Below are 15,887 nucleotides of genomic sequence, written 5' to 3' on the forward strand. Positions count from 1 at the left end.
GACCAGCAAGTACTCGTAACCTGGGGTACCTCGCAGGAATTGAACGCCAGTCACTTCGAGGTAGAGCGTCGCAGCGAGCATACAACCTTCGAAGCCATTGCTACCGTACGAGCCGCTGGAACCACTACCGAAGCTCATTCGTACCGCTTTGTGGACGAGAAGCCGCTTACGGGTACTAGTTACTATCGCCTCAGACAGGTAGATTTCAATGGTAAAAACGAAATATTCCGGGCTGCCAGCATTAATCGTCAGGAGGGTGCCTGGTCCGCTCTGGCGTATCCGAATCCTAATTCCGGCCGTTCAATTTCCATGCAGGTAGCTAATCCGGCTCAAACGAAGATTACCCTGCTCACTACGAATGGCCTTGAACTAGCCTACGACGTGAGCGTTACGGACGAACATACCTGCACGCTTAATCCGAAACAGGTACTTGCACCAGGCTTTTATCTCGTCCGCGTTCAGGAAAAAGACGGCCCCATTCAACATCATAAATTAGTAGTACGTTAACGCTTTACTAATTCCATTTTCTCAAAAAAGCAGGGCCGCCACCACTGCTTTTTTTTGTGCTTTACCGCATCCCGCTGTTGTATTTTAGCTGCCCCTTTGCTACGGATATTTTGTTTCCCGTCGATTACCTTTCATGCGGGTGCCTAACAGGATTTTCCGAATACAGCAAAATTAAATTTTCGCTTCCCTTCGCAGCATGGTTGTTGCCTAGTGCCTATACACCCTTATTTCATTCAGCATATTCGAAAATACGTGGAGCTTACGGAAGAATGAGTTCAGCGACTGTTTGCGTATCTGAAACCCATTTCCGTCCCGGAAAAAGCTCCTGGCAGAGAAGCAAATCTGCCGGGCTAATTATTTCGTAGAAAAAGGCGGTCTGCGGCTGTTTGACCTCACGGAAAAAGGGACGGAACCGATTACGCAGTCTGCCCTTGAAAACGGATGGCAGGCCGATTACCCAGCAACCCTCCGAATTCTACATTCAAACCCTGGAACCTACCGAGGTTTATGTCATTCCGGCCGATTTTCAGAACCAGTTGTAACACAAATTTTCCCAGCTCGAACGGTATTTCGGCTCCTGTTTCAGCGGGTTCTCGTCAACTCGCAATGCCGCTTCAAGTTTAGACACGATTATAGTTATCGCCACTTCGTAGTCTGTTTTCCCGGCTTTACGCAACGTAGTTCGCAATACCTGAGAAAAGACCAGAATGGAACGATGCTATAAATTTCTCTTTACTATCGCCTCTAAGCGAATGGAGATCCTTAACCCAATGCACGATTTACGGCAAGTATCGATTCAGAGCGTCGGGACCATAGCTTTTTCGGCAGTTATTTACCTAATGAAAATTCACTTACTTCCCATTACGCAAAAACGCCCCCTTCTTCTGAAGGGAGCGTTTTATGGCGTCTATCATTGCAAGGCTAGTCTGAGAACCCTTAAGGCCGTACCAGCCTGAGGCTCTGTTGTTGCGTATCCGTATTTACCTTCAGTAGCAGATGCCCCCGGCTAGTACCCAGCGGTATGCTCACCCGTTCGTTTTCACCGGCTTGCCCAATTCGCTGCTCGCCAATAACCCGGCCCTGTAGGTCCACCAGCGTCAGGCGGAGGGATTGTCTGGCCACGCCCGAAATGGCCACTTCGACGTTATTACCTACTACCGGATTGCCCAGTACTTGTACCTGCAGGCCAGTAACCCCTACTTCCTGCACGGGACCCGCAGCCACCCGGGCCGACGCATCTGAAGGTACCATACCAAAAATTAACTGGTTTTCGAGATAGGCCGTTATTCGGGAGTTGAGCCTTACTGACCCGTAAACGGGAGCGAACGAGTAGTCATTGTTTTGATTCAACAAGCCAAAGTCTGAGCGTACCAACCGGAAGTCGATGAACCCTAAGCTGCTCAAAGGTGACAGACGTCGGGTGCTTTCGGGGAAACTAAGCTCCACGTAGCTATCGGCCCCGTTAACGGGTGAACTGAGCCGAACGACCTGTGCCCTTACCATACTCGCACCCATGTCGGCATAATCAACGAAGACGTTCGTGGGTTGTCCATTATCAGAAGTGAAATAGTAGCGTAGCTTGAGACTGCTCACGGGTACGCTCACGTTGCCCGTATTGCGAAGCTCCAGACGAGTTTGAATCTGGGAAGTTATGGCTGCGTCCTTGGTTGCTGCGTACACCTGTACTGCCGTTTGCGGGGCAACTGCTGCGGGCTCCTGTCCCCAGAAAATAACGCCGTTTCGATACGCCGTTATGCGTGCGTTGGCCAGGTAGCTGCGGTTGAGCTGGTAAGAGTAATCATCGGTTTCATTGAAATTACTACGGTCGCTTTTCAAAATTCCTGTCTCAATGGGCCCTGAGTTACCGTTGGCAGGCAGACTACCTCCTCCGGGGAAGCTGTATTCTACGTACCCGAAGGCTCCCTGCCGGGGTTGGGCCAAAGGAACATACTTCATGGAAACGGCTCCCAGTTGAGCGTAATAAACCTGAAAATCGGTAGGAGGAGCATTTCCCTCGGAGGTGAACCAGTACCGAACCGTTAGCTCGCCGTAGGGTATGGCCTGCCCGCCCGCATTAGACAGCTTTAAAAAAGGCTTGATGATCTGGTCCTGAGTTTGTCCGTTATCCACATCCAGGTGCAGCACCGAAAGGGTAGTCGGTACGATCGTCAGCGAGAAGCTGGCAGCGGGACTGGTACAGCCATTCTGGGTGCAGGTGGCAGTGAAAGTTTGGGTACCTAGATTGCTGGTAGAAACCGCTAAGGTTTTGCTGTCCCCGCCGCCCCAGGTAATGGTCCCATCACTGCATCCTGAAACGCTCAGGATAACCGAGCCCGTATTCTGGCTCGCCGTCAGGCTACTAACGCCTTCGGGAAAAGGCTGTCCACCGGCGGTTACCAGCGTAGGAGCGGTGGGCGTAGCTTTGATAATGAACGTCTGACTGGTCGATTTGGAACAGCCATTGCTGTTCGTATAGCTATACACTACGGTGTGTGACCCTACCGTTAAATTGGCGGTTTCGAAACTGGAAGCCTCCGTACCATCTACCGTAAAGCTTCCATTCGCAGGCGTACCGCTAAGGGTAATGAGTCCCGCATCCTGGCAGTAAGCCGATGCTAAACCAGTAATGGCAACGACGGGTAAAGCATTAACCGTGACAATAATTGCCGCTCGTGAGCTTTCACAACCATTATCGTTGGTTTGACTTACGTAGTAAGTGGTCATACCTACATTAGACGTTGAAGGGGTGACTGACGTAGAAGGAGTGCCACCACTGGCGGTTGTGTAGTACTTGAGGTTCGTACCCGTAGCCGTTAATGCACCAGGCGTAGCCCCCTGACAGTACGCTACATTCTGAATACCGGGAGCCTCGGGTAGCGAGTTAATCGTGACGTTAATTGCTGCCCGTAGGCTTTCGCAACCATTAGCATTGGTCTGACTCACATAGTAAGTAGTCGTGCCTGGCGTGGAAGTAGGTGGCGTAGGTGCTACGGTTGAACTGGTCCCACCCGTAGAAGAGGTATAGTACTTGAGGTTCGTACCCGTAGCGGTTAATGCACCAGGCGTAGCACCCTGACAATACGCTACATTCTGAATACCGGGAGCCTCGGGTAGCGAGTTAATCGTAACGCTGATTGCCGCCCGTGGGCTTTCGCAACCAGTAGCATTGGTTTGACTCACGTAGTAAGTGGTCATACCTACATTAGACGTTGACGGGGTAATGGTCGTAAAAGCGGCCCCACCAGAAGCAGAGGTATAGTACTTGAGATTCGTACCACTAGCCATTAATGGGCTGGGAATAGTAGCTTGACAGTAAGCCACATCTTGTACACCGGGAGCATTAGGTTGCGGGTTAACCGTGAAATTGATTGCCGCTCGCGGGCTTTCACAACCATTAACATTGGTTTGACTCACGTAATAAGTGGTCGTGCCTGGCGTGGAAGTAGGTGGCGTAGGTGCTGCGACTGAACCGGTTCCACCCGTAGCAGCGGTATAGTACTTGAGGTTCGTACCGCTAGCCGTCAATGGGCTAGCCGGAACACCTTGACAGTACGCTACATTCTGAACACCGGGGGCGTTGGGTAAAGCATTGACAGTGACGCTGATTGCCGCCCGTGGGCTTTCGCAACCATTAGCGTTTGTTTGACTCACGTAGTAATTGGTCATGCCTACGTTAGACGTTGACGGGGTGACTGACGTAGAAGGGGTGCCACCACTGGCGGTTGTGTAGTACTTGAGGTTGATACCCGTAGCCGTCAATGGGCTAGCTGGAACACCTTGACAGTACGCTACATTCTGAACACCGGGGGCGTTAGGTTGCGGGTTAACCGTGATCTGTTGGGAGGCACAGGAACCAGCGGTTACGCAACCACCCTCGCCCCGTACGTAATAAGTCGTCGTTGATGTGGGGCTTACCTGTATGGATGTACCAGTACCAACCGGTGTGCCGCCGCAACTGCCCGTATACCATTTCCAGGCCGTGGCATCGTTCAGGTTTCCACTTTGAATCGACAGCGAAGTACTTGACCCAGCACAAATAGACGTTTGCGTAGCCGAAATGGTAGGTACATTTGGAGCGGTACAAACGTTGGTTCCCGTAGAAACAACGGTCAGTTTAATCGACCAAGTCGTACCAACGCTGAAATCCACGGAAGCCAGACCAGTGTAAGGATTGTTCGCAGTATTAGGTCCTAAATCACCCGACCTCGTGACGTTTACACCACTGCTGTTGCTGAACGAAGCAGCCTGATAATCAGGACTCGTACCATCAGCAAAGGAGACAAATCCAGTAGGCTGTTGTTGAGTATTACCACCCGATGCATTAAGTACCGCACGAGTAATCTTGAAACCCGTGGGTATGATTACCTTAAAGGCATCCTGCGGATCGCCTGGAGTTTCAACCCTACCTGAAAAGGTATACTCTCCCGCCTGATTAAGCGTATACGTAGCGGCAGAAACTGCATTGGGAAAATCCGGACCTTCTGAATACTTTGTTTGGGCCAGCAAAGCAGTAGAGGTGATCCAGCTCATCAGGAGCAGGCAAATCCTCAACCCAGTGAAAGAAGTAAATTTTTTAATCATACGGCCTTTTGTTTAAAATTTAACTGTTTGACAATCAGAAAATAAGCAGAGGTATCGAAAAGTAAGCGAAAGGCAAAGAAGCTTTGGGTAGCGTACCATCGTCAGGCCATGCGGCTTCAGGCGTAGGCGTTTGACTACGAAGAACTACAGTACGTCTACTAGTGCGGGCAGCCAGCTAAAAAAACATGTTTTTGACGATGATTTTTTGTCAGATTTTACAAGTTTATAAGTATTCCGGCGGCAAATACTTCTAAATAGACAATACTCAAAAAGGTCTCCTTTGAGAATAATTGAAAATGAATTGAAAACTCAGGGAAGCTATTAGCAATCGTTAATTCAAAGTAAAATAAATTAGGCTTCTTCGTAGAAATCACCTGGTCGAGTTCCAGCTAACTTAAGCAATGTCCAATAAAAAAAAGGTAAAATGATGTAGATAACTTCTCTGTCGAAGTGAACGACTGATTTTAGTAAGTCAATGCATTATGTTATTTTTTAGAGAATTCTCTAAAAATCATTTAATACTTAACCCTTAATGCAGGTTTGAAAAAGAGTATAACTATTATTAACTACAATCCTTTAAACACGTATATTTTTAAAAATACTTAAATGAATAACCTCCTAATCAAAACATTAATTTAATCATTTATACTTATAATTAGTACATACTATGTGACTCTAGTTATTCCCAACAACCTTATATATTTTTGAATTGCTAGTGTTATTTTTGTACCTGGAACTGACGGATTTGATTCAGCCCGTATAACTTCTATAAAACTTAACGGTATAAATTAAACGCCAGGTGGTGCGATACGTAGAGTTGTACAGAGGAAGTGGTTCTGTACTGCTCTGTTAGTGCATGATATTCGAGGATCGTAGTTGTACTCAGCTTAATGTTCTAGTTGTTTAAATAAGTCTATACCTGCAAACCAATTCTACTGATCAAACGATGACAAAGATGAACGTATTTGCTACCCTCTGTTTGCTTCTTGGGCTAGTTCAATTTTCACAGGCTCAAATGACTCTGCAAGAAAACGTCAACGAGTGGGAACGGGCCAAAGCTTATACCAAAGAATACCTGGATGCCATGCCCGAATCGGGTTATAGCCTCAAGCCTACGGCTGAAATCCGCTCGTTTGCCCAGCAAATGCTTCATTTAACGGATGCCAATTACTTATTTAGTTCAGCCGCCACGGGTGAGAAAAGTCCGTATGGGATAGCAGAATTAGAAAAATCAACAACGGATCTATCCAAAGCAAACGTAACCAAACTGGTTCTGGCAGGCTATGATTTTGTGATTGAAGGGATTAAGCAGATGAAACCCGCTCAACTCAGTGAAAAGATCAAACTCTTTGACCGATTCGAGATGACGCGGGCTATGGCTTTAGCCAAGGATTTTGAACACCAAACGCATCACCGGGGGCAAACGACGATTTACCTGCGACTGGCAGGGGTAACGCCACCTCAGGAAAAGCTATTCTAATGCCTCGCCTACCCTACATGAATCCCCCAAAATTGTTGCCTTGACAGCTTTGGGGGATTCATAGCTATCAGCCTTTGTTCTTTTTTTTATGCGGTTTGCTTGGCAGAAAGGTGCTTGGGGGAAATCGTTTGATCTCACATCACTGTATCAATTAGTTCATCTTCTTGCTCAGAAATGCCTGTTCACCGGGACCAGGGATTTTATCCGTTAAATAGCCAAAAGTCGCAGCTGATTAGAGTCATAGTCGCCATCAATGCCTGAAACCGGATTGCCATTACCACGCAGTTGCAACCGGCTTCGAATTAAGTACTAGTTACCTTTTCTGCTTCTCAGAGACGCGATACCCTTGCTTCTCTTTGCTTGGTACCCTAAAAAACATAGGGTGATCGGCGGAGCGTCTTCAAAAAAATAGCATCTTTCGTAGACACTCATTTCGCTTCTACTAACACCCGGTTTACTATGGATCAGCGAATTATTAACCTCTTTGACGAATACACCCACAAGCCCCTAACCCGGCAGGATTTCCTGAGCCGACTGGCCAAACTTACCGGTAGTGTGACGGCGGCCATGGCCGTGTTACCCCTGCTGGAAGTCAACTACGCCCACGCCACGACCATTCCCGAAGATGACCCCGATCTGCTCCTCGAAGATGTTTCGTATCCGGGTGAAGGGACGACCATGAAAGGGTATCTGGCCCAGCCCAAAGCCAGCGGAAAACGCGGTATTGTCCTGGTCATTCACGAAAACCGGGGCCTCAATCCGCACATTCGCGATGTAACCCGTCGCGTGGCGAAAGCCGGATACGTCGCTTTGGCTCCCGATGCTCTTTCCCCGTTTGGAGGTACGCCCAGCAATGAGGACGAGGCTCGCACGCTCATCGGCAAGCTCAATAAGGAGCAAAATCTCCAGAACTTTCTCAAAAGCTTTGCGTACGCCAAAAGCTTGCAGACGGCGAATGGCAAAACGGGTTGCGTTGGTTTTTGCTGGGGCGGAGCCTTGGCGAATCAGCTCGCCATCCACGATGCCACGCTGGATGCCGCCGTTGCTTTTTACGGTCGCCAACCCGAAGCCGCGGATGTCGCTAACATCAAATCGGCCGTGCAATTACATTACGGAGGGCTTGACGAAGGCGTCAACAAAGGCATCCCCGCCTACGAAGAAGCTCTGAAAGCGAATCACATCACCTACGAATTATACGTGTACGAAGGGGCTCAGCACGCCTTCAACAACGATACGGCCCCGACGCGATACAACGAAGCCGCCGCCAAACTGGCCTGGGAGCGTACCCTCACATTTTTCAAGGCCCGTTTAAGTTAGATAGCCGGGTCTGAATCAAGCCACTTCTCTGACGTCTCATCTCTCTTTTTTCATGAACAAACGCTACTTCCTTCTCCCCCTGTTAGCCATCCTTTTACTCGCTTCCAAGCCCGAAAAAACGTATCCGGTGGGGCAGATTAAAACGCCCCAGGGTGAGATTCTTTTCTGGTTGTACGACGAAACGCCCAATCATAAGGCCAGCTTTATCAAACTGGCCAAACAGGGCTACTGGGATTCGTACACCTTCAACCGGGTCATTCCGAATTTCGTAGCTCAGGGCGGTTGCCCCGATACGCCGGAAGGGTTTGCCGGTTCGCCTTATTTACTGAAGCCGGAATTTGTCAAGAGCATCCGCCACGTGTACGGAGCCGTAGGTGCGGGTCGTGACGATAATCCGGGTATGCTTTCGGCGGGTTGTCAGTTTTATATTGTACAAAACAAACAGGGACTGCCCCGACTGGATGACAAGTACACTGTATACGGACAGGTTTTTAAAGGGATGGATGTAGTAGATGCCATTGTAGCCGTCAAACGCGACAGTACCGACACGCCCCTAACGCCCATTACGCTGGATGTAAATGTGATACAGTTGAGCGGTTCGGAATTGAAGAAGTTAGGGTATGTAGTAAAATAGTTTGAATGATGATAAACATTATCCTCACTAACACAGGCTATTTATTGCTAGTATCATTCCTAGTAGTACACTTGATCAGGTACGAGTGACGACTGATCTGAAGTAGAGCATTCAGAGCCAGTCGTCATTCGTAGTTATTAAACCTTACTTCGTCAGGACTCCCGTAGGGCTAAAGCTTTCGCTACTAATTCAGGGTATTTTTCCTGAAGCTCGGTTCCCGTTACGGGTTCGGTTGCCATTTCGTTTTGAAGGGAATCGTAATGAATCACATGTGGATATAAGGCAGACATCGCCTCGTCAATTTTACACAATTCTTCATTGTCATGAGTTACGCCGTACGCTTCTTCGCTTGCTTTCAGTAGTCTTTCAGCCCAGCATTCTCCCAAAACAACTTTATATTTTCCACTTAAACAGGAATTAATATCCTCGGTAATAGCTTCGAAAAACGCTTTCCCCTGTAGCAGAAGCCAGCAACGGAAATAAATAAACCCATCATCCGACAGATAGTCATCAAAGTTTGCCACGCCATTTTCGTACGAGTATGGTCCGTCCAGAATGAAAGATAACGCTGCAATTTCAGCCGTATACAATTGATTCAGCTTTTCCTGTAGTACTTTCTCAAACAGAATAAGTCTGGGTTTACCGACTTTTGAAAGTAGCTCAATCAAATTATCTATATGTTCTTCTGCATCATATTCCTGCCAATTCACGTGTTTCCATTTATTCGCCTTTTCGATACTCTGCCAAAAATAAACTTCGGCTTTTTCTTCTTCTGAAACGTCTGCTTTTACTGGAATAGGTTGGGATTCTTCCCAGGCTATATATCCTTTGCTTTGTTTCTGTTTAATCAGTTTTTCAGTCTCCTGTAAACAGATTTCTTCCGTTGGAAACTCCTTTTCGGATACTTTTCCGGCAGAACCAATTTTACCGTAGGTTACTTTCTGAACGTTTTTGTCCACTTCAACTTTCCAGAATTTATCCGAAAGCTCATTCTGATTAATGAAAAACTTAGTCATAGGATTTAGGAGTACAGGGGGTAACGGTAAGACAACATGCAATGATAGTTGATTTCTTCACTCTTTTCAGGATGACAGCTTAAACGGAGGCAGAAACACGTTTACGAGGAATCCCTTACCGACCGAAGTGAACGCTTGCCCGTGGCCTTCCCACAAGAATCGCCTATCTTGTATCCGACTTTGATTTTTAAACCTATGAAACGCTTTCTCTACCTCGGGGTGGCTCTGCTGACCCTGGGTTCCCTGCGAGCCCAGCAGCCTAATCGTCCGAACGTCATTTTCATTTTCTCGGACGACCACGCCTACCAGGCCATCAGTGCCTACGGGAGCAAACTCGCCCAAACGCCCAACATCGACCGGATCGCCAATGAGGGTGCCCTGTTACTCAACAACGTAGTCACCAATTCCATTTGCGGACCGAGCCGGGCCACCTTACTCACGGGCAAGTACAGTCACCTGAACGGGTACAAGCTCAACGAACGGAAATTCAACATCAACCAGCCCGTCTTTCCCGAAGAATTGCAGAAAAACGGCTATCAGACGGCCTGGATTGGGAAAATGCACCTGGGCAGTTTGCCCCACGGGTTCGATTATCTGGATGTACTGCCCGGCCAGGGACATTATTACAGTCCGGACTTCGTGAACGGGAAGAAAGATACCGTGCGGCATGAAGGCAAGTATGTGAGCAATGTCATTACGGAACTTTCGCTCGACTGGCTCAATAAACGGGATGCCTCCAAGCCCTTTTTTCTGGTTGTGGGACACAAGGCTACGCACCGCGAATGGCTGCCCGACATTCAGGATTTGGGAGCGTATGACGACGTGAACTTCCCTCTTCCTGCTTCGTTTTATGATGCCTACGAAGGCCGGGAAGCTGCCGAAAAACAGGACATGACCATCGACCAAACGATGCGTTTGAAGGAAGACCTGAAAGTACACCTGAACTACGACGCGAAGAACCGATTCAATGGCTACAACCGCTTTTCACCCGAGCAGAAAAAGGCTTTCTACGAGTATTACGAAAAGAAAATCAGTAAGGAGTTTGATGAAAAGAAACTGACGGGCAAAGCTCTGGTGGAATGGAAATACCAGCGGTATTTAAAAGATTACCTCGCTACGGCCAAATCCCTGGACCGCAACATTGGCCGATTGCTGGACTACCTGGATCAAAAGGGTCTGGCTAAAAATACCGTGGTGATTTATGCGTCCGATCAGGGCTTTTACATGGGGGAACATGGCTGGTTTGACAAACGATTCATTTACGAAGAATCCCTGAAAACGCCCTTCGTCATTCGGTACCCGGGCGTCATCCAACCGGGCAAAAAAGTACCGCAACTGGTGTCGAATATCGACTGGGCTCCTACCCTGCTTGAGCTGACGGGTACGAAGGTTCCTAAAGAAATTCAGGGAAAATCCTTTCTGCCCCTGCTGAAAGACGAAAAACCAGCCTGGCGGACGGCGGCGTATTACCACTACTACGAATTTCCGGAACCGCACCACGTGTACCCGCACTTTGGCGTACGTACGGAGCGTTATACGCTGGTGCACTTTTACGGCGACATCAATACCTGGGAGCTGTATGATTTACAGAAAGATCCCCAGCAATTAAAAAACCTGTACGGTCAGAAAGGTACCGAGAAAATCACCGCTGATCTGAAAGCCCAACTGAAAGAGCTGATGGTTACGTACAAAGACGACGAAGCCCTGAGCCTGCTGCAACAAACCAATCCGTAACGAACCGGAAGCCCCGCTGACAAGGTATCTTCGCGGGGCTTTCTGATTTTTAGTTTTCGAATGAAGAATTTACTCCTTTGGGCATGGATCGGGCTTTTGTTTTCCTGCCAGGAACAAAACAAGACGCAGTCCGACATTGCGGTTTGTAAAGTGCCGACACGGGCGGTGGCTTTGGCGGGGCAACCGACAGATGCTCCCTCAACCACTGCCGATACTACCCGTATGGTACGTATTACCGGTGGCGATTTCCAGATGGGCTCCCATGACTTTGAGGACACGCGACCGGTACACCCGGTGCATGTCAACCCCTTTCTGATGGATACGCACGAGGTTACCAATGCCGAATTTGCGGCCTTCGTGAAAGCCACCCAGTATAAAACCATTGCCGAGCGTCCGCTCAATCCCGCGGATTATCCGGGCGTTCCGGCGGACAAGCTCGTTCCGGGTTCGGCCGTATTTACGCCACCAGCCCAGCCCGTTCCGCTTGAAAACCCCTTAGCTTGGTGGGAGTACGTAGCCGGTGCCAACTGGCAGCATCCGAAAGGTCCGCACTCGAAAGCCGTACCCAACGAACCCGTCGTCCATATCGCCTACGAAGATGCCTTTGCCTACGCTCAATGGGCGGGCAAACGCCTGCCCACCGAAGCGGAGTGGGAATTTGCCGCTCGGGGTGGACAAACGCAGGCATTGCCTTACTACTGGGGTTCAGAACTCAAACCCGGCGGTCGCTGGGTAGCCAATATTCACCAGGGCCACTTTCCCGATCACAATACGAAAGAAGATGGCTTTGCGGACGTAGCTCCGGTACGCTCGTACCCGGCCAATGCCTACGGCCTGTACGACATGGACGGGAATGTCTGGGAATGGTGTTCCGATTATTACCGTCCGGATTACTACGCATCGAGTCCGAAAGACAACCCGAAAGGTCCTACCGACAGTTACGATCCACAGGAACCGGGGGCGGTCAAACGCGTGCAACGCGGCGGTTCGTTTCTGTGCAGCGATCAATACTGCATTCGTTACAAAACGGGCAGTCGGGGTAAGGGCGAAGTGACGAGCGGCAGTAGTAACCTGGGTTTTCGCTGCGTGAAGGATGTTCGCTAAGTTTGCATTCCTTAAGGTAATCCCCGAAACTGCATGCCCCTGGCTACTACGCAGGTTGCCGCCATGGTAACGCTGTATCACTCCGAATCTACCGTCCTGACGAATGTTGATTCGTACCTCGATCAGGTGGGGAAGCTTTACGTCATTGACAATTCCGAACAACCAGACGAACGTTTGCGGGAAGCCTTACAGCTACGATCGCCTCGTTTGCTGTCCCTTACTCCGCGTGGCAATGAAGGACTGGGCGTGGCGTTGAACCGGGCCGCTGAACAGGCGTTGGCCGACGGTTTCTCGCATCTGCTGATGATGGATGATGACTCCTCCCTTCCCGCCGGAGCCGTCGAGCAGTTGTACCAAACGGCGGTTGCCAGACCGGAAGCGGGCATTGTTTCGGCCGTAATGGTCGATCAGTCGGCACGCCAGACGGATCGATCGACGAAACCTCCTACCATCGATCCGGTCCTCACGGCTATTACGGCGGGTAGTTTGCTGAATCTGGCCGCGTATCAGGTAGCCGGACCTTTTCAGGAAGATTTATTCATCGACTGGGTGGATCTGGAGTACAGCTTTCGCCTGAAACGACACGGATTCCCGATTCTGGCCGATGGCCACGTCCGACTGTTGCACCGCATTGGCATTAAGAAAAAGATACGGCTGTTGGGGTTTATTCCCTATCAGTGGCGGTCGCATAATCCCGTCCGGCTGTACTACAAATTCCGGAACAGTTTATACCTGCTCCGCCGGGATCAGGATGTGATTCCGGCCCGGTTTAAACGCCGTTTTCACAAGGAACTCCGCCGTAATCTGTATCAGATTTTACTGGCCGAACCCAATAAGGGCCGCTTTTTCTCCCTCATCCGGAAAGCCATAATAGATGCCCGGGCTGGAAAGCTCGGCAAGCTGGAGGAGTAAGGTATACGGATGGTCAAAGGCTAGAATTTTACCGGCTGCCCGGACGTTTTATCCTCCGAAAGTAAATGTCCGCAAACGAACAAACACTGTTCATTTGCGGACATTTATTTTATTTAATATACTGATTATCAATATAATTTAAATTACAAGTTCCGAATGGCATGGCTTTCTACAAAGCACTTTTGCTCCTTTCATCTCGTCTGCCTATGCTGCGTAACTACCTGAAAATCGCCGTTCGTAACCTCTTTAAAAATCCGGGGTACAGCTTCATCAATATCATGGGACTGGCCGTAGGAATGGCTGCCAGCATGCTCATCATGCTCTGGATTCTGGATGAGTTTAGTTACGATACATTTCATACGAAAAAAGACCGGATTTACCGCGTCATGCGGAATTTCAGGGAGTCGGAAACTAATACCTGGACTTCGTCTTCGCAGGGGGGCTTACTGGGCGATTACCTCCGCAAGAACATTCCGGAGATGAAAAACGTCACGATGACTGGCTGGGAATCGCCGATGGCACTGGCGTACCAGGACAAGGTGATGAAGAAAACCACGATGACGGTGGAGCCGGATTTTTTCCGCATGTTTTCCTTCGAACCCGTTAAAGGTTCACTTCAGACGGCCTTCAAAAATCCTAATTCCATTGTCTTAACGGAATCAACGGCCAAAGCTCTTTTTGGCGACGAAGATCCAATTAATAAAGTAATTCGCTACTACGGTCAGGTGGACCTGAAAGTCACCGCCGTACTGAAAGATTACCCGAAAAACTCGCGATTTGCTTTTGAGGCTTTAATCCCCGTAAAACTCTATGATGCTCTGGGCTGGAGTTCGTACGGCTGGAGTAACAACAACTTTCAGTTGTACGTCGAGCTGGACCCCAATGCGAATCTGGAGGCGGTTAATGCGAAGATTCGAAACATTTATGCCCAACAGGATAAAGGCTCCAGCAACGGTGATATTTTTCTGCACGCCCTGACCCGTTCCCGTCTGCACAGCCGCTTCGAAAACGGTGTATCCGTGGGTGGTCGCATCGAAAACGTTCAGTTGTTTGGGATCATCGCCGGATTTGTACTGCTCATTGCCTGTATCAATTTCATGAACCTGAGTACGGCCCGTAGTGAAAAGCGGGCCCGCGAAGTAGGCATCCGCAAGACCTCCGGAGCCATGCGAGGCGGTCTGATCGGACAGTTTCTGGGCGAATCGTTGTTGCTGGCACTCCTGGGATTTCTTCTGGCCATTGGTCTGGTAGAAGTAAGCCTGCCCTGGTTTAATGAACTGGTTGAAAAACAGTTATCCATTGACTTTCTGCACCCCTTGTACTGGCTGGCGGCTCTGTCAATCGTAGCTCTTACGGGCATTTTGGCGGGCAGTTATCCGGCGTTTTACCTGTCGTCTTTCAATCCGGTTACCGTACTTAAAGGCACCATGCAAACGGGTCGGGCGGCTTCGCTTCCGCGTAAGGTACTGGTCATTCTGCAATTCTCTTTCTCCATTGCTCTCATTATCAGCACCATTCTGGTGTACCAGCAGATTCAGCACGCCAAAAACCAGCCCCTGGGTTACGATCAGGAAAACCTGATGTATTTCGCCATGGAAGGCGATGCCTCGAATCACTGGCAGGCCTTGCGGAGTGAAATCATGGCCACAGGACTGGCCGAAAACGCCTATGCTTCCAGTTCAGTACCCGCGGCAGAAGGCGGTTCCAACGGCTGGGGCTTCAACTGGCGGGGCCGCAAACCCGAACAGTACAATCAGGTCTTCGAGTTTATGCGGGTCAGCTATGATTTCGTCAAAACGTCGGGCGTACAGGTATTGGCGGGTCGCGATTTCTCACCGGCTTTTCCCGGTGATACATCCCGGGCCGTCATTCTGAACGAATCGGCGGTGAAAGTCTTGGGATTCAGGAATCCACTGGGCGAAACCATCAGTCGCGGCGAACCGAACGAACCCTACGCTGAAAAATATACGGTCGTGGGCGTTGTCAAAAATTTCGCGTACGGTTCGCCCTACGAAACGATGTCACCCATGATGATCAATGTATCCGTCAATGGCGGTAACCTGAGTTATATGGTCGTCCGGCTACGCGGGGCTAGCTCGGTCGGTATTGAAAAAATCCAGAGCCTTTACCAGAAGTATGCCCGCAACGTTCCCTTCGATTACCACTTCATCGATTCCGATTTTGAGAAACGCTTTCAGGCCGAACGCCTGCTGGGAAGTCTGGCTTTCGTCTTTGGCAGCCTGGCGGTTTTTATCTCCTGCCTGGGCCTGTTCGGACTGGCTTCGTTCATGGCTGAGCAACGACGTAAGGAAATTGGCGTACGCAAAGTACTGGGAGCCAGCGTACTGAACCTCTGGGGTTTACTTTCCAAAGATTTCGTCGTACTGGTCGGACTTTCCTTTCTCATTGCCTCACCCCTGGCGTACTACTTCATGAGCGACTGGCTCAACAAGTACGCCATCCGCATTGAGATTGGCTGGCTGGTCTTTGCCGTTTCGGGTTGTATCGCATTGGGCATTACACTGCTCACGGTTAGTTACCAGGCCATTCGGGCGGCTTCGGCCAATCCGGTTAAAAGTTTAAAAACCGAGTAATCGCGTTT

General features: G+C 49.5%; 11 protein-coding genes. 9 read left to right on the forward strand and 2 right to left on the reverse strand.

Translation table 11 applies throughout. The features are described 5' to 3' along the window. Together BWI97_RS10215 and BWI97_RS27650 are read left to right on the forward strand one after the other, a co-directional pair. A partial coding sequence (locus tag BWI97_RS10215; protein WP_146010906.1) for a T9SS type A sorting domain-containing protein occupies positions 1–507 on the forward strand: 507 nt, incomplete at its 5' end. A gap of 386 nt (positions 508–893) precedes the next feature. Continuing rightward, positions 894–1,049 carry a hypothetical protein gene (locus BWI97_RS27650; RefSeq protein ID WP_158242731.1) on the forward strand — a complete coding sequence of 52 codons (156 nt, stop codon included), beginning with the start codon at positions 894–896 and terminating at the stop codon, positions 1,047–1,049. Positions 1,050–1,443: 394 nt separating this feature from the next. Here the strand turns inward: BWI97_RS27650 and BWI97_RS10225 are convergent, their stop codons facing one another. Beyond that, positions 1,444–5,088: a cellulose binding domain-containing protein gene (locus BWI97_RS10225; RefSeq protein ID WP_102200937.1), complete on the reverse strand. Its 3,645-nt coding sequence runs from the start codon at positions 5,086–5,088 to the stop codon at positions 1,444–1,446. Positions 5,089–6,103: 1,015 nt separating this feature from the next. On the opposite strand from BWI97_RS10225, the gene BWI97_RS10230 reads away from it, so the two are divergent. From BWI97_RS10230 to BWI97_RS10240, 3 genes are all read left to right on the forward strand, one after another. Next, the gene (locus tag BWI97_RS10230) at positions 6,104–6,568 is read left to right on the forward strand and encodes a DinB family protein (protein WP_233207804.1); all 465 of its coding nucleotides are present in this window, start codon (positions 6,104–6,106) and stop codon (positions 6,566–6,568) included. 459 nt (positions 6,569–7,027) lie between these two features. Continuing rightward, positions 7,028–7,885 carry a dienelactone hydrolase family protein gene (locus BWI97_RS10235; protein ID WP_102200939.1) on the forward strand — a complete coding sequence of 286 codons (858 nt, stop codon included), beginning with the start codon at positions 7,028–7,030 and terminating at the stop codon, positions 7,883–7,885. 52 nt (positions 7,886–7,937) lie between these two features. Then, on the forward strand, positions 7,938–8,519 hold the full coding sequence (locus BWI97_RS10240; protein ID WP_102200940.1) for a peptidylprolyl isomerase: 582 nt from the start codon (positions 7,938–7,940) through the stop codon (positions 8,517–8,519). Positions 8,520–8,671: 152 nt separating this feature from the next. Here BWI97_RS10240 and BWI97_RS10245 read toward each other — a convergent pair whose 3' ends face one another. Further along, positions 8,672–9,535 carry a DUF4240 domain-containing protein gene (locus BWI97_RS10245; RefSeq protein WP_102200941.1) on the reverse strand — a complete coding sequence of 288 codons (864 nt, stop codon included), beginning with the start codon at positions 9,533–9,535 and terminating at the stop codon, positions 8,672–8,674. 195 nt (positions 9,536–9,730) lie between these two features. On the opposite strand from BWI97_RS10245, the gene BWI97_RS10250 reads away from it, so the two are divergent. The 4 genes from BWI97_RS10250 to BWI97_RS10265 all read left to right on the forward strand — a co-directional run bounded on the left by BWI97_RS10250 (position 9,731) and on the right by BWI97_RS10265 (position 15,879). Continuing rightward, a complete protein-coding gene (locus BWI97_RS10250) occupies positions 9,731–11,269 on the forward strand; it encodes a sulfatase (RefSeq protein WP_102200942.1) in 1,539 nt (512 codons plus the stop codon). Positions 11,270–11,329: 60 nt separating this feature from the next. Further along, positions 11,330–12,373, forward strand: a complete 1,044-nt coding sequence (locus BWI97_RS10255; RefSeq protein ID WP_102200943.1) for a formylglycine-generating enzyme family protein — start codon at positions 11,330–11,332, stop codon at positions 12,371–12,373. Positions 12,374–12,406: 33 nt separating this feature from the next. After that, a complete protein-coding gene (locus tag BWI97_RS10260) occupies positions 12,407–13,285 on the forward strand; it encodes a glycosyltransferase (RefSeq protein ID WP_102200944.1) in 879 nt (292 codons plus the stop codon). A 161-nt stretch (positions 13,286–13,446) separates the two neighbouring features. After that, positions 13,447–15,879, forward strand: a complete 2,433-nt coding sequence (locus BWI97_RS10265) for an ABC transporter permease (protein WP_102200945.1) — start codon at positions 13,447–13,449, stop codon at positions 15,877–15,879. The last annotated feature ends 8 nt before the right edge of the window (positions 15,880–15,887 follow it).

The organism is Siphonobacter sp. BAB-5405, from assembly GCF_002872335.1.
In the GTDB taxonomy this organism is placed as follows: domain Bacteria; phylum Bacteroidota; class Bacteroidia; order Cytophagales; family Spirosomataceae; genus Siphonobacter.

Bases quoted from the DNA above. Each gene is read 5' to 3' on its own strand.
- BWI97_RS10225 (WP_102200937.1), bottom strand. From the start codon at position 5,088: ATGATTAAAAAATTTACTTCTTTCACTGGGTTGAGGATTTGCCTGCTC.
- BWI97_RS10230 (WP_233207804.1), top strand. From the start codon at position 6,104: ATGACTCTGCAAGAAAACGTCAACGAGTGGGAACGGGCCAAAGCTTAT.
- BWI97_RS10235 (WP_102200939.1), top strand. From the start codon at position 7,028: ATGGATCAGCGAATTATTAACCTCTTTGACGAATACACCCACAAGCCC.
- BWI97_RS10240 (WP_102200940.1), top strand. From the start codon at position 7,938: ATGAACAAACGCTACTTCCTTCTCCCCCTGTTAGCCATCCTTTTACTC.
- BWI97_RS10245 (WP_102200941.1), bottom strand. From the start codon at position 9,535: ATGACTAAGTTTTTCATTAATCAGAATGAGCTTTCGGATAAATTCTGG.
- BWI97_RS10250 (WP_102200942.1), top strand. From the start codon at position 9,731: ATGAAACGCTTTCTCTACCTCGGGGTGGCTCTGCTGACCCTGGGTTCC.
- BWI97_RS10255 (WP_102200943.1), top strand. From the start codon at position 11,330: ATGAAGAATTTACTCCTTTGGGCATGGATCGGGCTTTTGTTTTCCTGC.
- BWI97_RS10260 (WP_102200944.1), top strand. From the start codon at position 12,407: ATGCCCCTGGCTACTACGCAGGTTGCCGCCATGGTAACGCTGTATCAC.
- BWI97_RS10265 (WP_102200945.1), top strand. From the start codon at position 13,447: ATGGCTTTCTACAAAGCACTTTTGCTCCTTTCATCTCGTCTGCCTATG.